This window comes from Paenibacillus sp. FSL H8-0034 (assembly GCF_038000305.1).
Classification (GTDB): Bacteria; Bacillota; Bacilli; order Paenibacillales; family NBRC-103111; genus Paenibacillus_S.
Genome location: NZ_JBBOBS010000001.1, coordinates 4,367,001 through 4,386,712, shown reverse-complemented (window position 1 = coordinate 4,386,712; position 19,712 = coordinate 4,367,001). Strand labels below are relative to the sequence as shown.

Below are 19,712 nucleotides of genomic sequence, written 5' to 3'. Positions count from 1 at the left end.
AGGGGCTAAATCGATGTACACATTGCTGATTGTGGAGGACGAGGAGCTGGTCCGGAATGGAATCAAAAGGCTTGTGCCGTTCGAAGAGTTTAACATTACGAAGATCATGGAAGCAGCCAATGGTGAGGAAGGACTCAAGCTCTTTCTCACCCACCGTCCTGACATCGTGCTGCTGGATATTAATATACCGAGGATGAACGGATTGGATTTTGCCAAAAAAGCCAAGGAACTAAAGCCAAATGTCAAGATTGCCGTCATTACCGGTTATGATTATTATGATTATGCAGTTACTGCCTTGAAGATCGGTATCGATGACTATGTCTTAAAACCGGTTTCCAAAAATGACGTGTATGAAGTACTGAAGAAATTAGTGGAAAAACTCCAGGGTGAGCTGCAGCAATCAGAGCTACAGCATCTTTTTAGCGAATATAAAACTGCGCTGCAAATAACGGACGAATCTGGCAATAAGGCATCCATAGCACAAATCATCGAGGAAAACATAGCCAATCCGGATTTTTCACTGGCCATTCTTGCAGGCCATAAAGGGTTTAGTCCAGGGTATATGAGTGTCTTGTTCAAAAAGTTGTTCAATGTGTCGTTCCAGGACTATTTGTTGGCTACCCGTTTGGAGCGTTCAAAGCTTCAGCTCCTGATGTCCGACTTGAAAGTATATGAAATCTCATCGGCCGTAGGCTTCGACAACCCCAATTATTTCAGCGCCGCTTTCAAGAAAAAATTCGGGCTCTCCCCTTTGCAATACCGAGAAAGGACCAAACACTCGTGAAACGATTTCCACGCTCACTCCAATCCAGGATTTCATGGATCTATATGCTGATCAGCTTTGTGATGATCGGAGTCATCGGAGCTGCCCTATATGTCGGAATTTCCCGAGTGGTGCTGGAGGATTCGATCCAATCCTCCAACATGGCGATATCCAAAAGCGGGACTTTAGTTGAAATGTATATTGATAGGCTGAAGGTACTGTCCACCATGCTCGCCCATAATCCCCAGACGATCCAGACCCTCTCCTCTCCAACGAAGGCCGGCGAGAAAGACGAGCTGCAATTTATCAAAAATGTGCTGCTGTCCGATCCCTATATTAAATCCGTTGTGGTCATCGGCAAAGATGGTTACGTGCTATCCAATGAGAAGGAACTGAACATGAGGCGTTCTTCCGAAATGATGGATGAGCCTTGGTATGTCGCAGCGATCAATAGTACCAACCCGGTGCTGACCTCTGCCCGGATGCAGAAATTTTCGATGGACAAAGATAATTGGGTCATCTCCATGAGCCAGGAAATTAAAGATGCCGACAACCGCAATCTCGGTGTTGTCCTGCTGGACATCGAATATAAAGGCATTGAGGATTACTTGAACGATTTGGAGCTTGGAAGTAAAGGCTTTGCTTTTATTATTAACAGAAAGGGCGAGATTGTTTACCATAAAGATCCTGCATATTTTACCGATCCCGCTAAGCAAGGGCAATTAAGGGAAATCAGCTCGTCGAAGAAAGGCTTCGATAATTCGCAAAATTTACTCGTGTACAAAACAGAGCTGAAAAACTCTGATTGGTCGCTTGTCGGTGTCAGCTCGTTGGATGGCCTGCAGCAAATCCGCTATCAATTGCTCCGATCGTTTGCTGTTGTTGGTTTAGGGCTGCTGATACTTATTATTGTGGTATCTCCCTTCATCGCCAAAAGTATAACGCGTCCGATCCATCAATTGGAACAAGCGATGCAAAAGGTGAAAACAGGCACATTGGAAGTCAGTGTTTCCGAAACCGGAGTGACAGAGGTGCAAGGGCTTGCGCAGCATTTCAATACGATGGTGTCAGAGATTCGGCGGTTGATGCAGGAAATAGAAACGAAGGAAAAAGCACTGCACACCTATGAATTGAGTGTACTGCACAGCCAAATCAATCCTCATTTTTTGTATAATACATTGGATGCAATTGTTTGGATGGCGGAATTTAACGAGAGTGAACGCGTCATTTCTATGACCAAAGCGCTGGCCAAATTTTTTCAATTGTCTTTGAGTGGCGGAAGTGAGTTAACGACGGTTGAAAATGAAATGAACCATGTAGCCCAATATTTATATATCCAAAAGGAACGTTATGGAGACAAGCTTCATTATCATATTGATTTTGACCCGTTATTGTCCGCAGAGGTAATACCGAAAATCATTTTGCAGCCTCTCGTAGAAAATGCGATTTATCACGGCATTCGGGAAAAGGAAGGTCCAGGCCTGCTGGAAATTACGTGCGGAAACACAGATGGTGGAGATATCATGTTCGTTGTGAAGGATGACGGTGTTGGCTTCGACCCAGATTCGCATTTGCAAGACTTAGCCCCCGATCAGCCATCTTCCCTGCCAAAACTGGGCGGTGTCGGTATCAACAATGTAGATGATCGTTTAAAGCTATACTACGGTAAGGAATATGGTGTCACTATACAATCCCAACCGGGAGTAGGAACAACTGTACAGGTCGTGATTCCACCAAAAATTAGGAAACATGACTAATTATTTCATAACGTACTTAGCCGTAGTTCATAAAAATACTGTACAATGGGATGTTTTAACTTCATCTTCTCGCTTATGTTGATTATTCGTTTTTTTCCCACTCTTCTGTCCACCAAAGCCAGAATATTCAATAAGATATCATTGCTCTCTATACTTTCCTCAATAGAAATGGATAAAAACTTATTAGCTACAACGATAAAATTTGATTTACTTAATGCTGACTGTGCCGCCACAAGCTCCTTTGCATATTCGGATATTTTTCTACTTTTTGCAATTATTTTTAGACGATCCTCCGGAACTGTCCCCTTGGTATCTTTTCTGACAGTTTCAATTTCTTCATTGTTGATAGGAATTTGGATATCTGAATCATTTTTAACTTCCAACTCCGTCTGATACCATCTGATTAAGGTAGTTTTATCACCCATATTGAGTACGTTCTTTTTATCTACCGCAATATAACAAAGCCCTGCTTTATCAGGTAAGTAACGATAGCCGGTTGCCCGGTATTCGACCCTTCCATATAACGCTGGACAGAGAAAACTCTCCAGATTCTGCTTCAATTTGCTCCAGGCCATGTAATCCCCCTATGTTTCTATATTTTAAATACCTATTGAGACTCGTTCTATTCTCCATAATACAATAACCAACACATTGATCCTACTAAATACATGGCTACCATGTAAAGCCACTTTCAGGTTAGTGATCTATACTCTCTTCAACAAAGGTTACCAAAACTTCATAGCAAAAAGCCAACGTTTTGACCAAATTGGTTCATTACGTTGGCTTTTTCTTTCTCTTATACAGTTCAAGATGGTAGAAAACATCTTTACGAGTTACATAGTAGAGATGTCAATAACGAATCGATACCGCACATCACTTGTGAGGACACGCTGATACGATTCTTCAACTTGGTCTGCACTGATCACCTCAATCATAGGGGTAATGCCGTATTCAGCTGCGAAATCGAGCATTTCCTGGGTTTCACGAATTCCACCAACGAGTGATCCTGCAATGCTGCGACGACCCATTATTAATGAAAATACATGATATTTATCTGGTTCAGCAGGTGCACCAACATTTACAAGTGTCCCATCAATACGAAGCAGTGATAAATAAGCATCCACATCCAGATTTGCAGACACGGTGTTTAAGATCAGATCAAAACGACCTGCTAATTCGGTACATGCAGCAGGATCACTTGTCGCAAAGTAATGATCTGCGCCAAATTTCAATGCTTCCTCTTTTTTGTTATTAGAGCGACTCAATACTGTTACTTCCGCACCCATAGCATGAGCAAATTGGATCGCTACGTGGCCAAGACCTCCCATTCCCACAATGGCAATCTTCTTGCCCGGGCCCGTGTTCCAGTGTTTTAAAGGAGAGAATGTGGTAATGCCTGCACACAATAGTGGGCTTGCCACATCCATATCCAGACCGTCTGGGATACGGACAACGAACCCTTCCGTTACAACGATTTTCTGGCTATATCCTCCGTATGTTGGATTACCATCGTAGTCAAGGCTGTTATATGTGTTCACTACACCTTTCGTACAATATTGCTCCTCTCCACTGAGGCAGTATGCCATGTTATTTTTTGCTATCATGAATGCTATAACATTCATTGCAACATTACTGTTTGTACCATCTATGCCTGTTAAGGAAAGACGATCTTACGGATCACAATTAAGCGTATTAAAAAATCTAATTACCTGGCTTTCCATTGCCGCTGTTATTTTTATAAATTCAGCCATATTTGGGGTTTATAGATACCTTGCTGAGTATCTTGAAACGATTACTAATATTTCACCGTACCTATGGCCATCATTACTTTGGTTTGGGGAATATTAGCTGGTATTGGGGGTAATATTGCTCAATATTGGATCACGTCCGCAGCTCCCAAAGCTCCTGATTTCGCTAATGGATTATTTTTATCATCCGCTAATGTAGGAACAACAATGGGTACAGCTGTAGGTGGATTATTTATATCAGCAATCGGTACACAATACATCGTAGTAGGGGGATTACTATCGTTGATATTGTGTGCAGTGTGTATTTTGCTAAGAAACAACCTATTTGGTCCTAGAAAACAACTTTTTATAGAAGAAATTTAATAAGTTAGTTATTAAAATCTTGTCGATAGCATGACTGGGATTCCTTGGTGGATAAGGAGTCCCAGTCTAATCCTATATGACAGGTTACATTTAATACCGTTCATTATGACAGAGGCACTTACTTAATGTATTCAGCCATTACAATATTTCGAGATACCCTTCTGTCCCATGCACGCGAATTCGTTGCCCATCTTTGATCAGTCTGGTAGCATTCTCGACTCCGACAACTGCCGGCAAGCCATATTCACGTGCTATAACTGCTCCATGGGTCATCAGTCCACCAACTTCGGTGACCAGCCCTTTAATGGAGACAAACAATGGTGTCCAGCCAGGGTCAGTAAAGGAAGTGACTAATATATCTCCATCTTCCAGATCAGCATCTTCCATGCGTAAGATGACACGCGCTCGTCCCTCAATCACTCCGGAAGAAACAGGCAGACCTGCTATAGCGCCGGCTGGGAGATTTTCTCGTCCGTACTTACCCGTAAGGCTTTCACCATCTGATGTAATAACACGGGGGGGAGTTAGTTTTTCATATAATTTGTACTCGTCTTTTCGTTTGCTGATGATCGGGTAATCCAGTTTATGGGTGCGTATGACATCGCGAAGTTCTTCAAAGGTGAGATAATATATATCTTCTTTTTCATGAATAACACCCGCTTGGACGAGTTGTGCGGCTTCTTTCAATAAAGCCTGCTTATATACGAAGTAGCGATTAACCATTCCATACTTTGGATATTCGCGATAACCGATAAAATTCCGGATCAGGCTGATCACTCGTTTTGTTTCTTTGGCTTTTTGCTCCCCATCCGGCAATTGCTTCAATCGATCTAGTAACTCTTGTTCTTTTTCCAAAGCTTCCTGCCGCCCTTGCTCAAATTTTCGTTTGCCAGCATTAGGCTCAAAGTTTTTGATGTTACCAAGAATCATCGGGACAATGGTAAGTGGTTTTTCACTCCAACGAGTTGTAGTCATATCGATTTCTCCGGCACATCGCATTCCGTATTTATTGAGATAAGCATAGATAGCGTTCCGGGTTTCCTGCCCGCCATCAAACTTAACGAGCTCATCCAAAAAGTTATCCTCTTTTACATGCTGCAAATAATCAATGACTTCGGGATAAGGACGAATCACATCTGCGACATCCAATAGCGCCAGACCCATTTCCGAAGTAATATTGTTAGGGACAGATTGGGAAAGCGTATCTGCCACGTTTTTTTCACCTAACCATTTGTTCATGTATTCATTGATCCATGATGAAGCATCCATAGCAGTCATAAATACACGCGAACTTTGTGGGTCAAATAAAATCTTCTTTAATTGCTGGATATCCTCTACAATAAAATCAAATAAATCTGATCCTGATTTCGTTTGGATGTGTTGTTTTAACGCTTCTATCGATGTTTGACTATTATTAATCAAATTAGAAACGATTGTTGGATCGTTTTCGATTTGTGCTTGAAAATCCGTAGACGATATCTCTTTATTGCTTTTAATGGGACTCGGTACTTTGTCTCCATCTGTTGACGATTTTATAAAATCTCCTCGCTCTATTATGGTCATGAGTGCGTCTTTCATAAGCGGATCGTGTTGTCCCATGGTATTTAATAAAGCTTCTCTGCTGACAGATGCAGCCAGCATTTGTGTAACATCAACAAACAACCTTCCACCAGCTTTACGCATGGGTGCAGGAGTCGTTAACAGGAAAAAAGACAAGCCCAGTGGTTTCATGGGATCAGTCATCATTTGTTGATGTCCGACAGATACATAGACGTGATTTTCTTGATCATTCGCTTCAGGGATCGGGTATAAAGTCGTGATTGGCCGACTCTGGACCATATAAAATGTATCATCAGCCAAACACCATTCGATATCTTGTGGCTGGCCAAAATAAGCTTCGATCTGTCTGCCTATGCGTGCCAATTGTAAAATTTGCTTTTCAGTAAGGGTTTGAGTCTTTTGCTGGTCAGGATCGAGCTGCCGTGTCTCTGTTCCGCCTGCTTTTCGTCCATAGATAGCCAATTTTTTAGTTCCTATCATCTTGCCGACGATTTCCCCTTCCTGTACTTTATAACAATCGGCAGATACCAAGCCAGAGACCAGTGCTTCTCCAAGTCCAAAACTGGCGTCGATGGATAGCAGCTTTCGGCTTCCAGTAATGGGATCAGCGGTAAATAAAATCCCGGAAGCCTGTGGGAAAACCATCCTTTGAACGATAACGGATACATAAACCTGACTGTGGTCAAATCCATTTTGCATACGGTAGATAACCGCGCGGTCCGTAAATAGGGAAGCCCAGCATTTGCTGATATGCTGCAAAATGGCATCGATGCCGATAATATTTAAATAGGTGTCTTGTTGACCGGCAAAAGAGGCATGGGGTAAATCTTCAGCAGTCGCGCTGGAACGCACGGCATAAGCATGCCCATCACCAAGCTGGGAGTGATAATGAGTAACGGCTTTTACAACATCGGAAGGAATTGCTACCTCCATAATGATTTGTCGAAGCTTCCTGCTGATCTCACCAATTTGATCTCGATCTTTTACTTTTAACATGGTTAGTCGATTGAGCAAAGCATGATATGCTTCGTTTTGTTCGATGACTTTTTGATACCCCACTGTTGTAACACAAAATCCTTCTGGTACTTGTATTCCTTCAATTTTTGATAATTCCCCTAAATTTAACCCTTTTCCGCCAACGAGCATAAGCTGCGTTTTGTCCATTTCCTGAAATCCGAGAACCAATGAACTCATTCAATATCTCTCCTAACCAATTAAATTGAGAAAAAACCTTTGACAAGAGTTTACTGGCATGTTACACTTATAGTGTAAGATACAATAATTATGTCCATTTAACATATTAAAGTCGCAATCTGATTATATCATCGTGTCTGTTTATATGCAATACAAAAGAACCTGATAAAACTACCCAGGTTCTTTTTTGATTTTCCGCTATCTAATGATTCAAGCCATTCCCGTGCGTTTCTGCAGGTTCAAACGTCGAGAGCTTCGCTGCCGATACTACGCTGCTTAATGCTATTTGACCATATTTGGCGTAAATCGAAAGGTATCCAGGCTCGGTAATACGATCCGCTTCCTTATCGAGAAAATAAAAGATGTTCTCGCCATTAATGTTGAGTACGATTCGAACCCCATTCTCCTCTGTCAGTGCCCCTACCTGTACATAGTTGATTTGATTGAATGGAAGCACATCGTTGGAATAGGCGTCTCCTCCTGTGCTGGTAAATCCGTTGACGTTTCCAAAAATAACAGTCCGCTGCCCGTTATTGAATCGCTGAAGCTCAATCACGTCCGGTTTGATGACCAGCGCATACGTATCCTGCAAGGAACTCCCCTTTTGCTGATTTCTGAACTGTATGACCTCCCAGCCACCATTGGCCATAATATTCATATTAAAGCTCAGCAGCTCATTCCCGAAGGCAGTACCTTCGTAGGTTGCCTGTCCATTGGGAGTACCCACCGTTACGCTGTTATCGCCAAAATCCAGCGTGCTGCCCGAACCGTACACCTTCCAATAGTCTGTATCCAGCAGCTCGCTATTGATTGGATAAGCCGTGAGTTCCAGCCCTTCTGCACTGCTGTATTGAATTACCTCAAGCGTCAACGTTTGCTGTACGGCTGCTCCGTTGTATTGCCCATATACTGACAACGTAACCGTGCCCTCTGTTAAACCCGTAACTATGCCATTCGGATTCACTGTGGCAACAGCAGGATCACTGCTGACGTAGACAGCTGCCTCCAGTTCTACTTCATGCCCAAGCAGCGTAGTCCCGTAGGTTCCCAATTCCAAAGGCTCGCCCAGAATGATATTCCTCCCGTTGCCTGTTACATTTTTGAATTTGATCATATGGAGGACATCATTGACATAGACCTCGGTTTTCAGGCTGCGTATGACATCCCCCATTCGAATATGGGTCGTTATGAGCGCTTTGCCGGTTTGGCCCGCTGTAATGATACCCTGCCGGCTAACAGCGGCTATATTCTCATTGCTGCTTTGGTAGTAAATCACGGCACTGCCAAGATCCGCTGGCAGCCCTTTGCTTCTTGTCGCCAGCACATTCAAGCTGTAGGTCTCATTGCTGCCCAATTCCACTACCTTAGGAAGGGATGCCCGCTCCAGACTGCCATCAGCCAAATTCCTGTACGCCTCTTGCAAGCCTGAAGCTTCGATAAGGGCTGTTGCCGCTGACGGCCAGTTGGCATCTGGTACTACGTGTGTATGGGTGACCGGAAATTGAACGCCCATAGGGTCTGCATATTTTCCCGTCGTTGTATAATTATGATCAAACAACAGGTTGGCCTCCTTGCCCATTGCCCAGCTTGCATACACACCCTGCCAGACAGGCGTCTCCTTGAGATCAATCACATTATTCGCAAAGCTCCAATAATCGGACGCGTTATCCGCGTAAAGAACGGCATACTTATCCATCTGGTTCTGAATATAGTTGCCGGAGACGATATTCGGCTCCTCCATAGTTCCTGTGGTATGTCCAAGCGTATATATACCACCCCCATCAAAAATCCCCGCTCCCATCAGGTCATGGATATAATTGTTTTGAATCCTGACCTGTTTCAGGACTGAAGTATTGTAATTGTACCACCCGTAGCCAACGTGAATAGCGCTGTAGGGGATGTTGAAAATCTGGTTATGGCTAATCTCCATATCCACTGGAAATCCGGCAGATATAGCTGCAGCCGAAGCATAGTCGACTCCGATATCATGGATGTAATTGTTGGTCACATCGACATTGCGCATCAGCAGCCTTGCATCCTGAGGATTGTAGATCGCCGTATTGTTATTGGTCGGTTCGCCCACATTAACCGCACTACCGGATATATCATAGAATGCATTTCCCCTAACCAGGCTGTCCTGGACACCACCGATCAGCTTCAGGCCCGTAATACCCAGCTTGGCAAATTTATTCCGCTCAAATACAATATGATGAGCCCGTTGTACGGTTACAGCCGCTGTGGGCAGAATATCATCCGAGCCCGGATATCTCAGATGATTGTTCTGTGCATCGGATAGTCCGTTTGCACTGCTGGGCCACATCCAAGTCGTATAAGCAAAACCAATACCCTCCCAATGAAGGTCATGAACCGGTGCCGCAAGCGAACTCCCCTCTAGCTTGACCAGCTCTTCCAGAACAGGTGCCACAATCTGGGCAGAGGACATATTCTCCAATGGCCTCGGCTTGTAATAGAAGTAACCGGCAGCCTGGTCTAAATACCATTCCCCTTCACGATCCAGCAGCTCGTAAGCATTCTCATAATAGACTGGCCCTTTGCTGATCGAAGTGCCGCCTTTATGAGTAGCTGCATACCAGCCTGGCTCCTTCATCTGGATTTGAGCCAATCCGCCTGCCAGATGGATGGAGTCAACCCCTACCCTCGGCTGAGTCCATTCCTGCTGGAACACCATTTCCAAATCGCTGATGCGTCCCCAGCCCCCAAGAAACGTATCGGTGGTCGTAAAACCGCTTTCTGTCTTGACCGAATTGGCCAGACCCGATTCGCTTCTTGCCCTCACGGCTCTCACACCATCTACATACAACTGCCGGGTCGTAATGCCTAAGGACGGAGCACGGTACACATTGTTCGCGACGTCGGAGAGCTCCCAGCCCGTGATCACCTTACCTCCGCTAAGAACGGGCTGTTCATCGGGATAAGCCTTGTACACAATACGATAGCCCTGGCTGCCGGAATCCCTCTCATCCAGCAGAAATGTAGTTAGCCGCTCATGGGTTCCTGTCCGCAGATACAGGTTAATATCACCTGTCATCCAGCTATTGAGAGACCTGACCGTATCGCGGGCTTTCTCCAAGGTCTTGAACGGTAAAAGCTCGGTACCCGGATTGCTGTCACTCCCATCCGGGGAGATGTAATAGCTTGCCTGAACCTGTCGGTCGACCACCTCCAGAATGCTGGCTGCGCTAATATTTTCGCTAACCGTCGTAGCCCGGATTATCGTCGTACCTGCAGAAAGAGCAGTCACCTTACCGCTCTGGTCCACAACTGCAACGTTTGTATTATCGGATGCCCATATAACCTGCTTATTGGTCGCATTTGTGGGAAATACTTCCGAGCTTAGCTTCCTGTCCGAGCCTGCAGGTAATATGAAAGCAGACGTATCCAGTTGAATACCGGTCGCTGGCTGGATGTAGGCACTTACGGTAGCCTGTGCGCTATACACGGAAGCGTAGACCGAGTCCGTTACCGTTGCCGTTACAACAGCGGTTCCCGCCTGTAAAGCCTGCACCCCTCCGTTCTGATCAACACGAATTGTCTGTGTGTCGTTGCTGCTCCATTGAATCCGGTTAAACAACGCATCCGCAGGATTGAGGCTTACCTGCATCGTTTCACTGCTTCCTACCGCTACATGCAGTGCTTGCTGCTCAATCGCTGCGCTGACCACAGGTTTGTAAGCATATATATTTAAATCATTAATTGCGAATCTGGCGAGACTGCTGCCCTTGTAGATGCCAAATTGAAGCTGCGAGATGGAAGACTGGGCAGTTTGAAAGCTCACCTGCTGCTTTACCAGCCTGCCATTGATATGGATATCAAGCTTCTGTTCAACGGCATCGACGATCACTTTAATGTCGTACCACGTATCAGGCGTATAGGCGAGCAAGCTATTCCCGGTCGCTGTCCATGAGCCGTTCTGATAGACCCTGATGTTTCCATCGCTATAGAAGGCCAGTTGCATAATAGCATTGTCAGGTCCCCGCAGCACGGGAATGTACCCGATCACATCGGTTTGCGAGGCCATCGCTTTGAAGGTTATAGCCGCCCTTGACAGATTACCGGGCAATGTTTTTTTGACATAAAAGGATACTTCTGGATTGGCAGCAGTTCTTGCGAGCCTCAGGCTTTTGTCCGTTGCGTCGGGAATTTCTTTCACAGCCGCTGCGTATCCCGTCACTGGTGCTGCTGTATCCAATGTCGGCGGATAGGTTCCATCCGTATACGTGTCGAAATTTTCACTGAACAGGTCGCCAACAGGAACTCCGGTCACCGCCGGCTTATCGTAAAGATGAATATTGTCGATGTATAAAGCACCCAGTGCACTGCCTTTATACATACCCAGCTGGATTTGTGTAAGCGACGTCTGCGACGTCTGGAAGCTCAACTGCTGTGCTTTGAGAACCTGATTGATGTAAATATCCAGCTTCTGTGTATCCATATCCATAACAAGCTTGATTTCATACCAGGTATTTGCAGCATAGCTCTGTAGATTAGCTGCCGAGGAGGTCCATGAGCCTCCTGCATAGACGCGGATTTTTCCGTCGCTATAAAAAGCAAGCTGGGCAATTGCCCCGGAAGGTCCTCTCAAAACAGGGATGTATTGAATCATATCCGTTCTGGAAGCGCTTACTTTAAGATCAATCACTTTCTTCCCCGTCTGATTAGGGAATGTTTTATTTACATAGAAGGAATCGCTTGTATTCGCAAGGCTTCTGGCAATTTTCAGGCTCCTATCCCCCGCATCAGGCAACTCCTCCACGGTAGCCGTATACCCGGTTTTGGGTACCAGTCCATCCATCGATCCTGGATAGGTACCCGTTGCAAAGGAATTGAAATTTTCGCTATAAATCTCCCCTCCATCACCATCGGCATATACCCTGGCGTTGATTGCGATATTGAACATACCAAACAGCATCGAGGCTATGAGTAATCCACTCCACAATTGTTTAAGCTTACTATTCATTGCGTCACTTCCTCCTCGTCCTACTCTGATATGAGTTCTTTTCCCTGCCCTGCGTGCTCTCATTTGTTGGCTTCGCGGTATTCGCCGGGGGAAATCCCTTCCTGCTTGCGGAACTGGCGGGTGAAATTTTGCGAGTTGCTGTATCTCAGCTTCTCCGCGATGTCTGCTATCCGCATATCGGTTTCCACCAAAAGCTGCTTGGCTTTATCCATCCTGTAGCGAACGAGATACTCGCCGAAATTGATACCGGTTTCCTCAAGGAACAAACGGCGCAAATAATTGGGTGAATAGCTCAGTCTGGAGGCGCATAGCTCCAAGGTCAGGTCGCTGTCGTATTCGGTTTCGATCATATGGATAAGCTTCATGGATACTCTTTTCTTTGGTGTCCCTCTGCCTGCGTCAAAATACGCGGTTAACGGCTGTATGATCTGCTCCATTAGCCATCTTTCCAGCTCGTCGCTTGCCTTTAGCTGAATCATTTGCTCCAAAAGAGGGGTGTTTCCTTTGAAAACTTCCGCAAAATAAACACCGGGCTCCGGTACCAAATTCATCAGGTTGACAACCAGCTTGCATACGCAGAATTGATATTCATTGTAGGTTAACTCGGCACTGCGGATTTCCGCTACAAGCTGGTGCAAGCATTCTTTTACCGTTCCCGTACCCTCGAATTTCACGGCATAAATCAGCTCATTCTCCAATTGGATCGGCAGCGCCATGCTGGATGAATGCTCCGCGCCAACCTCTTCTATGCAAATGACCGCCTCGTCCTCATAACGAATCCGGTATTTCAAGGCCTCCACGCTTTCCTGAAAAGCCTTCTGGGCATGAGCCAGCCCTTGGTAGGTATCACTGATCCCGATATTGACGCTAATTTTCAGAACATCCTTTAATGCTTCCTGGATTTGGCTGCCAATCGAGAACTTGAAGGCTTTGAACAAAGCCTGCGAATCCTGACCACCGCCTACAACAACCAGCACCGCTTCATCCAGAATGACGAGGCACAATCGATTATCAGAGGGAACGATCTCATTCACGACATTATAGATGGCAAAAGTAATCAAATCGGTGTCTGTTTTCTTGTATACGTTCTCGGCAAAGCTATCTACATCAATATTGAGCACACTCATCCATTTCCACGACTGGCTGTGGGGAAAGAGTCCAAGATGATCTTCGATTTTCTTCTTGGACAGCTGTCCCTTCAGCAGGCGCAGCACGTAATATTCGCGGATATATCGCAATTGATCCTTTAGCTCGTTGGACATTTGCAGATTATTTCTGGACATTGTATCAAACCGCTCATAAATGCCCTGTAATTCATCCCGGTCCTCTGCGTTCAGCTCGGCTCCGTCCCTGCTTCTTATCGCATCAAAAAGCTTTTGGATCGGATTGTAAATTCTCCCGGTCAGCTTAAGCGCCGTAACCCATGCCACCAACAATATAATGACGCTGACCACAATTGTATATAACCCAATAGACCGCGAATCCTTACGGATATCATCGATGGGCACTATAGTAATGTAATGCCAGCCGTTGTAGCTAGACCTTCCATAGCTGATGCCCATCGCGTCTCCATCAATCCTCGTCTCAAAGTAGCCGCCGGGATCAGGAGATTGGCTGATCGTGCTTACGTAGCCAAGGAACGATACATCCTTGCCAATCATCGAGCTGTCTGTGCTGTAGATCGTCCGGTATTGATCATCCAGAATGACAAGCCCCTCTGTAGGCAGTGGCCTGCGCTTGTCATCGAGGATGGCGGACTTGTCCGTCCCTACATTTGATACTATCATCTCGATGAGGGAATCACGGGGGACCTGCACGATGAGCAGCCCTTTGGGATTCGGTGAATTGATCGGCACCTTGGCAACCAGGCTAATGCCGTCAATCGCCTCATAGCCGTTCTCACGCGGCGGAATTTTACGGGTTTTCTCCTCATAGGTCCAGTAATAGGAACGTGGGGTTTTGATATATTGGGCAATTTGCTCATCGCTGCTGATATCGTCCAGCGGGAAGGATCCACGGTTATCAACAGCCCACTTTTTGTCCAGATTGATCACATATACGTTCGCAACCGGCAGCTGGTATCGCTGCAAATTGTGGATGCCCTCGAACAATTGGTCGTACACCTGAAAATCGAAGGACGCCAGCTCCTGCTCCATAGCCGTACCGTAAGTCGAGGATTTGATAAAGGGAACAACCATATTATCAATCAGCCTTAAGGTTTGCTCCATCCGTATCTGTTTTTGCTGCATCACGTTAACATTCGCTTCGACCACTCTCTTTTCGATCTCATCGGAGGATCGGTAATACGAAGCAATGCTAACGACAAGCACAGGTAAGGTTACAAGTATAAAAATAAATAAGCGCAGCTTCCCCAGAATTTTTGTGCGATTACGACTCAAGTTATGACCTCCAGCGCTCCAGTTGGAGCCCCTGCTCCCCTGCCTTTTATACGTGTATTATACCATGTACTGCCGCCTCCAAGGATATTCCTTACAGCTGGTAGCCCCGCCTGCTCATTTCCAGCGAAATCTCAGCACCCGGGACAGCTCTGAACGAACTGCCACTTGCAATCATCCTGGATGCGGCGAAGCCGATCGCCTCTCCGGTAGCTACCGCGTTGGACGTAACCCGATATGAGGCATGGGCGTAGAAGTCCCCGCTTATGCAGCGCCCGGCGAGGCCGAGATTGTCCACGCCATCCGCGACCAAGCTGCGGTATGGAATCTGATAGGGCTGGGTTACAATACCCCCGTTTCCATAACCGTGGGATTGGCCAGGCTCCATTGCATGGATGTCTACCTTGAACTTAACGAGGCAAACTCCGTCCTCGAAGGTTTGTCCGGACATAATGTCCGCCAGATTCAGATTATAAGCGCCCTCAATACGCCGTCCCTCCCTCAAACCAATATGGTCTGGCGTCGTAACAAGCCGCAGCTCGTCCCAGCCAGCCTTCTCCCTGAGAGTCCGCACAATCGCATTAATTTCCTTTCTGGCGGAAATCGTAGCCTGAGTAATATCCAAAATATTGTCGCTATGCACATGAAACTGGTGATTGACCGACAGGATGCAAAGCCCGGACCATGGGAGCTCGATAATCGTCGGAGCTTTATTGCTTGGCACAATTCCGATTGTACTCAGGAAGTCATTGAACTCTCTTTTCTTCTCATAGGTTTGCATTTGCCTGAAGGCATCAGGGACACCCGATACGAGCGCAAGCATGCTTGCAGGCTGGATCAAGCCTGTTTCGGGATGCCCGACCTTAAAGGCACAGCCTGCCTGTGCAGCCAAATCCCCATTACCTGTGCAATCGATGAATGCTTTGCCCGAGATGCCCATTCTCCCTTGGCTGCTTTCGGTAATGACGGCTTGAATGCGGCCGCCTTCCTTAAGAACGGCTGCTACCCGCGTATGAAGCAAAATCTCAATGCCCGCTTCCGTGCACAGCTCCTCCAGCAGAGCCTTCAAGGCTTCGACATCATAAACAAAATTGGCATTGTTCCCTCTGGGCAGCACTGCGGTTAACGCGGCCAACCGCGATTTGATCATGGCAAGAATACCGCCCTTGCCTTCAACATCAAGAATGACCGATAAGCAGCCGGACGTCCAGATGCCACCGAGGCAGCCTCCGGCATCCAGCAGCATGACCCGCATGCCTTGCCCGGCTGCAGACAGAGCGGCAGCGATTCCTGCCGGCCCTCCGCCGCATACGACTACATCATAATCACCCACAATTGCGACTTCACGTCCTTGCTCTTGAACAAAATGTTCGGGTTCCCTCATCAGCATCGTCTTCTCTCCCTACTTTTTCAGCTTGGCATATTCTGCCTTGTATTCCGCAATCATTTTGTCGCCGCCATCCTTGCGCCATTGCTCGATAACTGCCTTCCAGCCTGCTTCATCAATAACACCCATGATGTATTTGATTTTGGCATCATCGATCATCTTCGCAAGCTTGGCTCCCTTCTCCAGGAAAATCGCAGAATCCAGCGGGGCATATGGATTGACGATCGCTACCTTTTCGTTATCCAACAGCATTTTATTCGCCTTAATCTCCTCGGCCCTCATCTCAGCCTTCGGAATCGCATCTCCGCGGTACAAGCCCAGCTCCCAGCCGACACGGCGGTTCGTCGGGTCCTCCGGCTTCAGCCTCTGGGCCTTGCCATCCACAGTTTTATATTCCACACCCTCTACCCCATGAACGAGCAGATTCTGCATCTCTTTATCCAGCAATTTATCAAAATACGTGAGGATCTGCTTCAACTCATCCTCGGTTTTCACCGTTGTTTTGGGAATTAGAAAAATACCGGTATAACCATTCTCGGCGATGCTTCGATTGCCATCAGTACCACTAAGCAGGGAAATCGCATCGATTTTGGCAGTTGGAAACAGCTTGAACATCGGGTCAAACTTGCCGATATCCTGAAGGTCTCCCAATATATGAAGCTTCGCGCCGGCTTTGCCTTTCATGAAGGTATCGTGCTTCTGGCTTTCCTCCATAATTCCAAAATCCTGATTCAAGATTTTCTCCGTATACAGCCTTTTATAAAAATTCAGCATATTCATGTAAGCAGCAGTGGTAAAATCTGGATCGCCCTCTTTACTCCACGTATTGGGAGCGCCAAACCAGCCTGCAACACTTGTAGCTTTGTCGAGGCCCTTGTAATCCACCAGACCGATCGTATCATCCTTGCCGTTCTTATCGGGGTCATTAAAGGTGAATGCCTTCAGCACCTCATAGATTTCATCCAGCGTTTGCGGCTGCTTCAGCCCCAGATTTTCCAGCCAGTCCTGACGGAAAATAAGTGCTCTTCTCGCCAAATCCCTGCTGCGATACAGTCCGAAGGTTTTGCCATCGACTGAAGAATTGCTGAGCTGTGCAGGCAATAATTTACTGCTCAGGTTTGGGTAAGCCTTCAGGTAAGGACCAAGCTCCCAGAACATTCCCGAACGAATGCTGTTGCGCAGCAGCGGATCCTTATCATTGGTTACCATGAGCACCTTCGGCAGGTCATTGGCTACCATCATTGTGGCGACCTTATCATTGTAAGCGGAGCTCGGCACCCATGTAATATTAAGCTCGGTATTCGTGTACTCCTGTACCTTCTGCAGAATCGGATTATCCTTCTTCGGTGCCTCCGCCTCATAAAATACGTTCAGCATTGTAATTTTCAGCGGCTCCTTCTTTTTCTCGACTACCGGATCTGGCGCACTGTCAGCTTGTTTCGCCGGAGCTCCCGCGCTGCTGCAAGCCGCCAAGATACCTACGGATAGACTCAGTGTACCTACGATGGCCAGATGCCGGGTAAGCCTTTTTCTTTTTGTTATCTTTTTCATGCTTAAAGCCCCTCTCGAATTTGTATTAGCCTTTCACAGAGCCAACCATTAAACCACTGACAAAATATTTTTGCAGCATCATGTATACCAGCATAATTGGCAGCGTCGCAATCACAATAACAGCCATCTTGACCGACGGTGGCACAGCAAACTCTCCAGCAGCATCCGCAGCACCCGCCCCACCGGCAGCCAACAGCACAATCTGGCGCAAAATAATCTGGATGGGCCACTTCGTGGCATCATTAATATACAGCAAAGCTGGCATAAAAGTATTCCAATTCGCTACCGCATAAAACAGCGAGAAGGTTGCCAGCATTGGCTTGGATAACGGTAAAAAGATACGAAATAAAATTTGCAGATCATTATAGCCGTCGATCTTGGCCGATTCCTCCAGCTCCTTGGGGAGCTGCTGGAAGAAATTTTTGGTAATGATCAAGTAAAATGGGCTGATCAGGCTCGGTATAATAAGCGACCAGATACTATCCAGCAGCCCTACCGATTTTACTACGATGAAATTGGGAATCATCCCCGGTCTAAAAACAATCGTAAGCACGATCAGAAAAAGAATCAGCTGCTTGCCTATAATCGGATTTCGTGCCAACGGATAGGCAGTCAGAACCGTAAACAGCAAATTAAATAACGTTCCCAGTACGGTAATGTAAATCGTAATGAGCAGACTATTGGCAATACTGTCGGATGTAAAAATATAACGGTACGCATCCAGCGTAAAATCCGTAGGGATCAGTACAAAGCTGTTCTGCAGCAATCCCTCGGCAGTCGTCAAGGAGCCGGCAACGATATGGATAAAGGGTACAATCGTTGCTACGGCACATCCGAATAACAGCAAGTAATTAATGATATCAAACATCCGGCTTCCTATCGATTTCTCGTGGATCATATTAAAATATACCTTCTTCGCCGAGTTTTTTGGATATCCGGTTGGATATATACACCAGAACCAGACCGACTATGGATGTGAACATCCCAACGGCTGTACTGTAGCTCAGGCTTCCCTGAGTGATGCCGACCATATAAACATAAGTGTCGAATACTTCGGACACGTTCCGATTGAGCGCATTTTGCATGTTATAGATGTGCTCAAACCCGGTTTCAAAAAACGAGCCCAGCCTCAGGATCAGCAGGATCACAATCGTACTGCGCAGCATCGGAAGCGTAATATACCAGAGCTGCTGCAGCCGTTTCGCACCATCAATACGGGCTGCTTCATATTGCTCGGGGTCTATACTCGTCAGCGCAGCCAAAAAAATAATCGTTCCCCAGCCGCATTCCTTCCAGATTACCTGTCCTATGTAGAGCGGAAGAAACCAATCCGGGCTGGCCAATATATTCAGCTTCTGTCCCCAAATTGAAGCAATGACATCGTTAACGACACCACCCTCTGTAGTAAACAAAATATAGCTGATACTGACTACCACTACCCATGACATGAAATGGGGCAGATAGGTCACGGTCTGGACGAACCTTTTGAAAACAACAAACTTTACCTCGTTTAACATCAGGGCCAATATAATAGGAAGCGGAAAAAAGAATACAATATTGCTGACTCCGATGACTGTCGTATTTTTCAATAACAGCCAAAAATCGGATTCATTAAAAAAACGGTTAAAATGATGAAAGCCGACCCACTTGCTTTCGGCAAATCCCAGAAAAGGCTGGTAATTCTGAAAAGCGATGGCTAATCCCCCGATAGGCAGGTACTTAAATATAAGGAAGTAAAACAGCCCCGGTACCAGCATCATATACATCCATCTGTCTTTGCTAATTGCAGCGTATAGCTTCTTTACTTTCAGGCAAGCCTCCTTCCTCACCTGAACGGAAGCAGCAGTTCCCTTGCTCAATGGGCATTCCTCCAAACTTGTGTACGGACACTGGCCAGTTCGTATCCTCTATCATCTTAGTACACAGCTGGACAACTTAAAATAATCTTATTTGCCTGTAAACATCTGTGGATTTTCCTCAGCTTCACACCCGTACCAATCCTATATACATGCGAA

General features: G+C 46.2%; 10 protein-coding genes and 2 pseudogenes. 3 read left to right on the top strand and 9 right to left on the bottom strand.

Features of this window, described 5'->3' with window-relative positions; translation table 11 throughout:
* Nucleotides 1-13: 13 nt before the first annotated feature.
* On the top strand, nucleotides 14-784 hold the full coding sequence (locus tag NST47_RS19755) for a response regulator transcription factor (RefSeq protein ID WP_341156649.1): 771 nt from the start codon (nucleotides 14-16) through the stop codon (nucleotides 782-784).
* Complete coding sequence (locus tag NST47_RS19750) at nucleotides 781-2,520, top strand: sensor histidine kinase (RefSeq protein WP_341156648.1); 1,740 nt, start codon at nucleotides 781-783, stop codon at nucleotides 2,518-2,520. Before NST47_RS19755 ends, NST47_RS19750 begins: the two co-directional genes overlap by 4 nt.
* A gap of 5 nt (nucleotides 2,521-2,525) precedes the next feature.
* Here the strand turns inward: NST47_RS19750 and NST47_RS19745 are convergent, their stop codons facing one another.
* Both NST47_RS19745 and NST47_RS19740 read right to left on the bottom strand, forming a co-directional pair.
* Nucleotides 2,526-3,095, bottom strand: coding sequence for an SF0329 family protein (locus NST47_RS19745; RefSeq protein WP_341156647.1), 570 nt, complete (start codon nucleotides 3,093-3,095; stop codon nucleotides 2,526-2,528).
* Nucleotides 3,096-3,353: 258 nt separating this feature from the next.
* A pseudogene (locus NST47_RS19740) lies at nucleotides 3,354-4,103 on the bottom strand (NAD(P)-dependent alcohol dehydrogenase); the annotation flags it as partial.
* Here NST47_RS19740 and NST47_RS19735 point away from each other — a divergent pair.
* Nucleotides 4,096-4,631 (top strand): annotated as a pseudogene (locus NST47_RS19735) (MFS transporter); the annotation flags it as partial. The pseudogenes NST47_RS19740 and NST47_RS19735 sit on opposite strands and share 8 nt — an antisense overlap.
* A 138-nt stretch (nucleotides 4,632-4,769) precedes the next feature.
* Here the strand turns inward: NST47_RS19735 and ppsA are convergent.
* From ppsA to NST47_RS19700, 7 genes are all read right to left on the bottom strand, one after another.
* Nucleotides 4,770-7,385 carry a phosphoenolpyruvate synthase gene (gene ppsA / locus NST47_RS19730; RefSeq protein WP_341156646.1) on the bottom strand — a complete coding sequence of 872 codons (2,616 nt, stop codon included), beginning with the start codon at nucleotides 7,383-7,385 and terminating at the stop codon, nucleotides 4,770-4,772.
* Nucleotides 7,386-7,587: 202 nt separating this feature from the next.
* Nucleotides 7,588-12,363 (bottom strand): Ig-like domain-containing protein, encoded by a 4,776-nt coding sequence (locus tag NST47_RS19725; RefSeq protein ID WP_341156645.1) that lies wholly within the window; start codon nucleotides 12,361-12,363, stop codon nucleotides 7,588-7,590.
* Between the two features lie 59 nt (nucleotides 12,364-12,422).
* Nucleotides 12,423-14,762: a helix-turn-helix domain-containing protein gene (locus NST47_RS19720; protein ID WP_341156644.1), complete on the bottom strand. Its 2,340-nt coding sequence runs from the start codon at nucleotides 14,760-14,762 to the stop codon at nucleotides 12,423-12,425.
* A gap of 91 nt (nucleotides 14,763-14,853) precedes the next feature.
* Nucleotides 14,854-16,149, bottom strand: a complete 1,296-nt coding sequence (locus NST47_RS19715; protein WP_341156643.1) for an FAD-dependent oxidoreductase — start codon at nucleotides 16,147-16,149, stop codon at nucleotides 14,854-14,856.
* 12 nt (nucleotides 16,150-16,161) lie between these two features.
* Entirely contained in the window at nucleotides 16,162-17,697 is a 1,536-nt protein-coding gene (locus NST47_RS19710; RefSeq protein WP_341156642.1) for an extracellular solute-binding protein, read from the bottom strand.
* A gap of 25 nt (nucleotides 17,698-17,722) precedes the next feature.
* Nucleotides 17,723-18,595, bottom strand: coding sequence for a carbohydrate ABC transporter permease (locus tag NST47_RS19705; RefSeq protein WP_262684120.1), 873 nt, complete (start codon nucleotides 18,593-18,595; stop codon nucleotides 17,723-17,725).
* Between the two features lies 1 nt (nucleotide 18,596).
* Nucleotides 18,597-19,556, bottom strand: coding sequence for an ABC transporter permease (locus tag NST47_RS19700; protein ID WP_445667389.1), 960 nt, complete (start codon nucleotides 19,554-19,556; stop codon nucleotides 18,597-18,599).
* Nucleotides 19,557-19,712 lie beyond the last annotated feature (156 nt).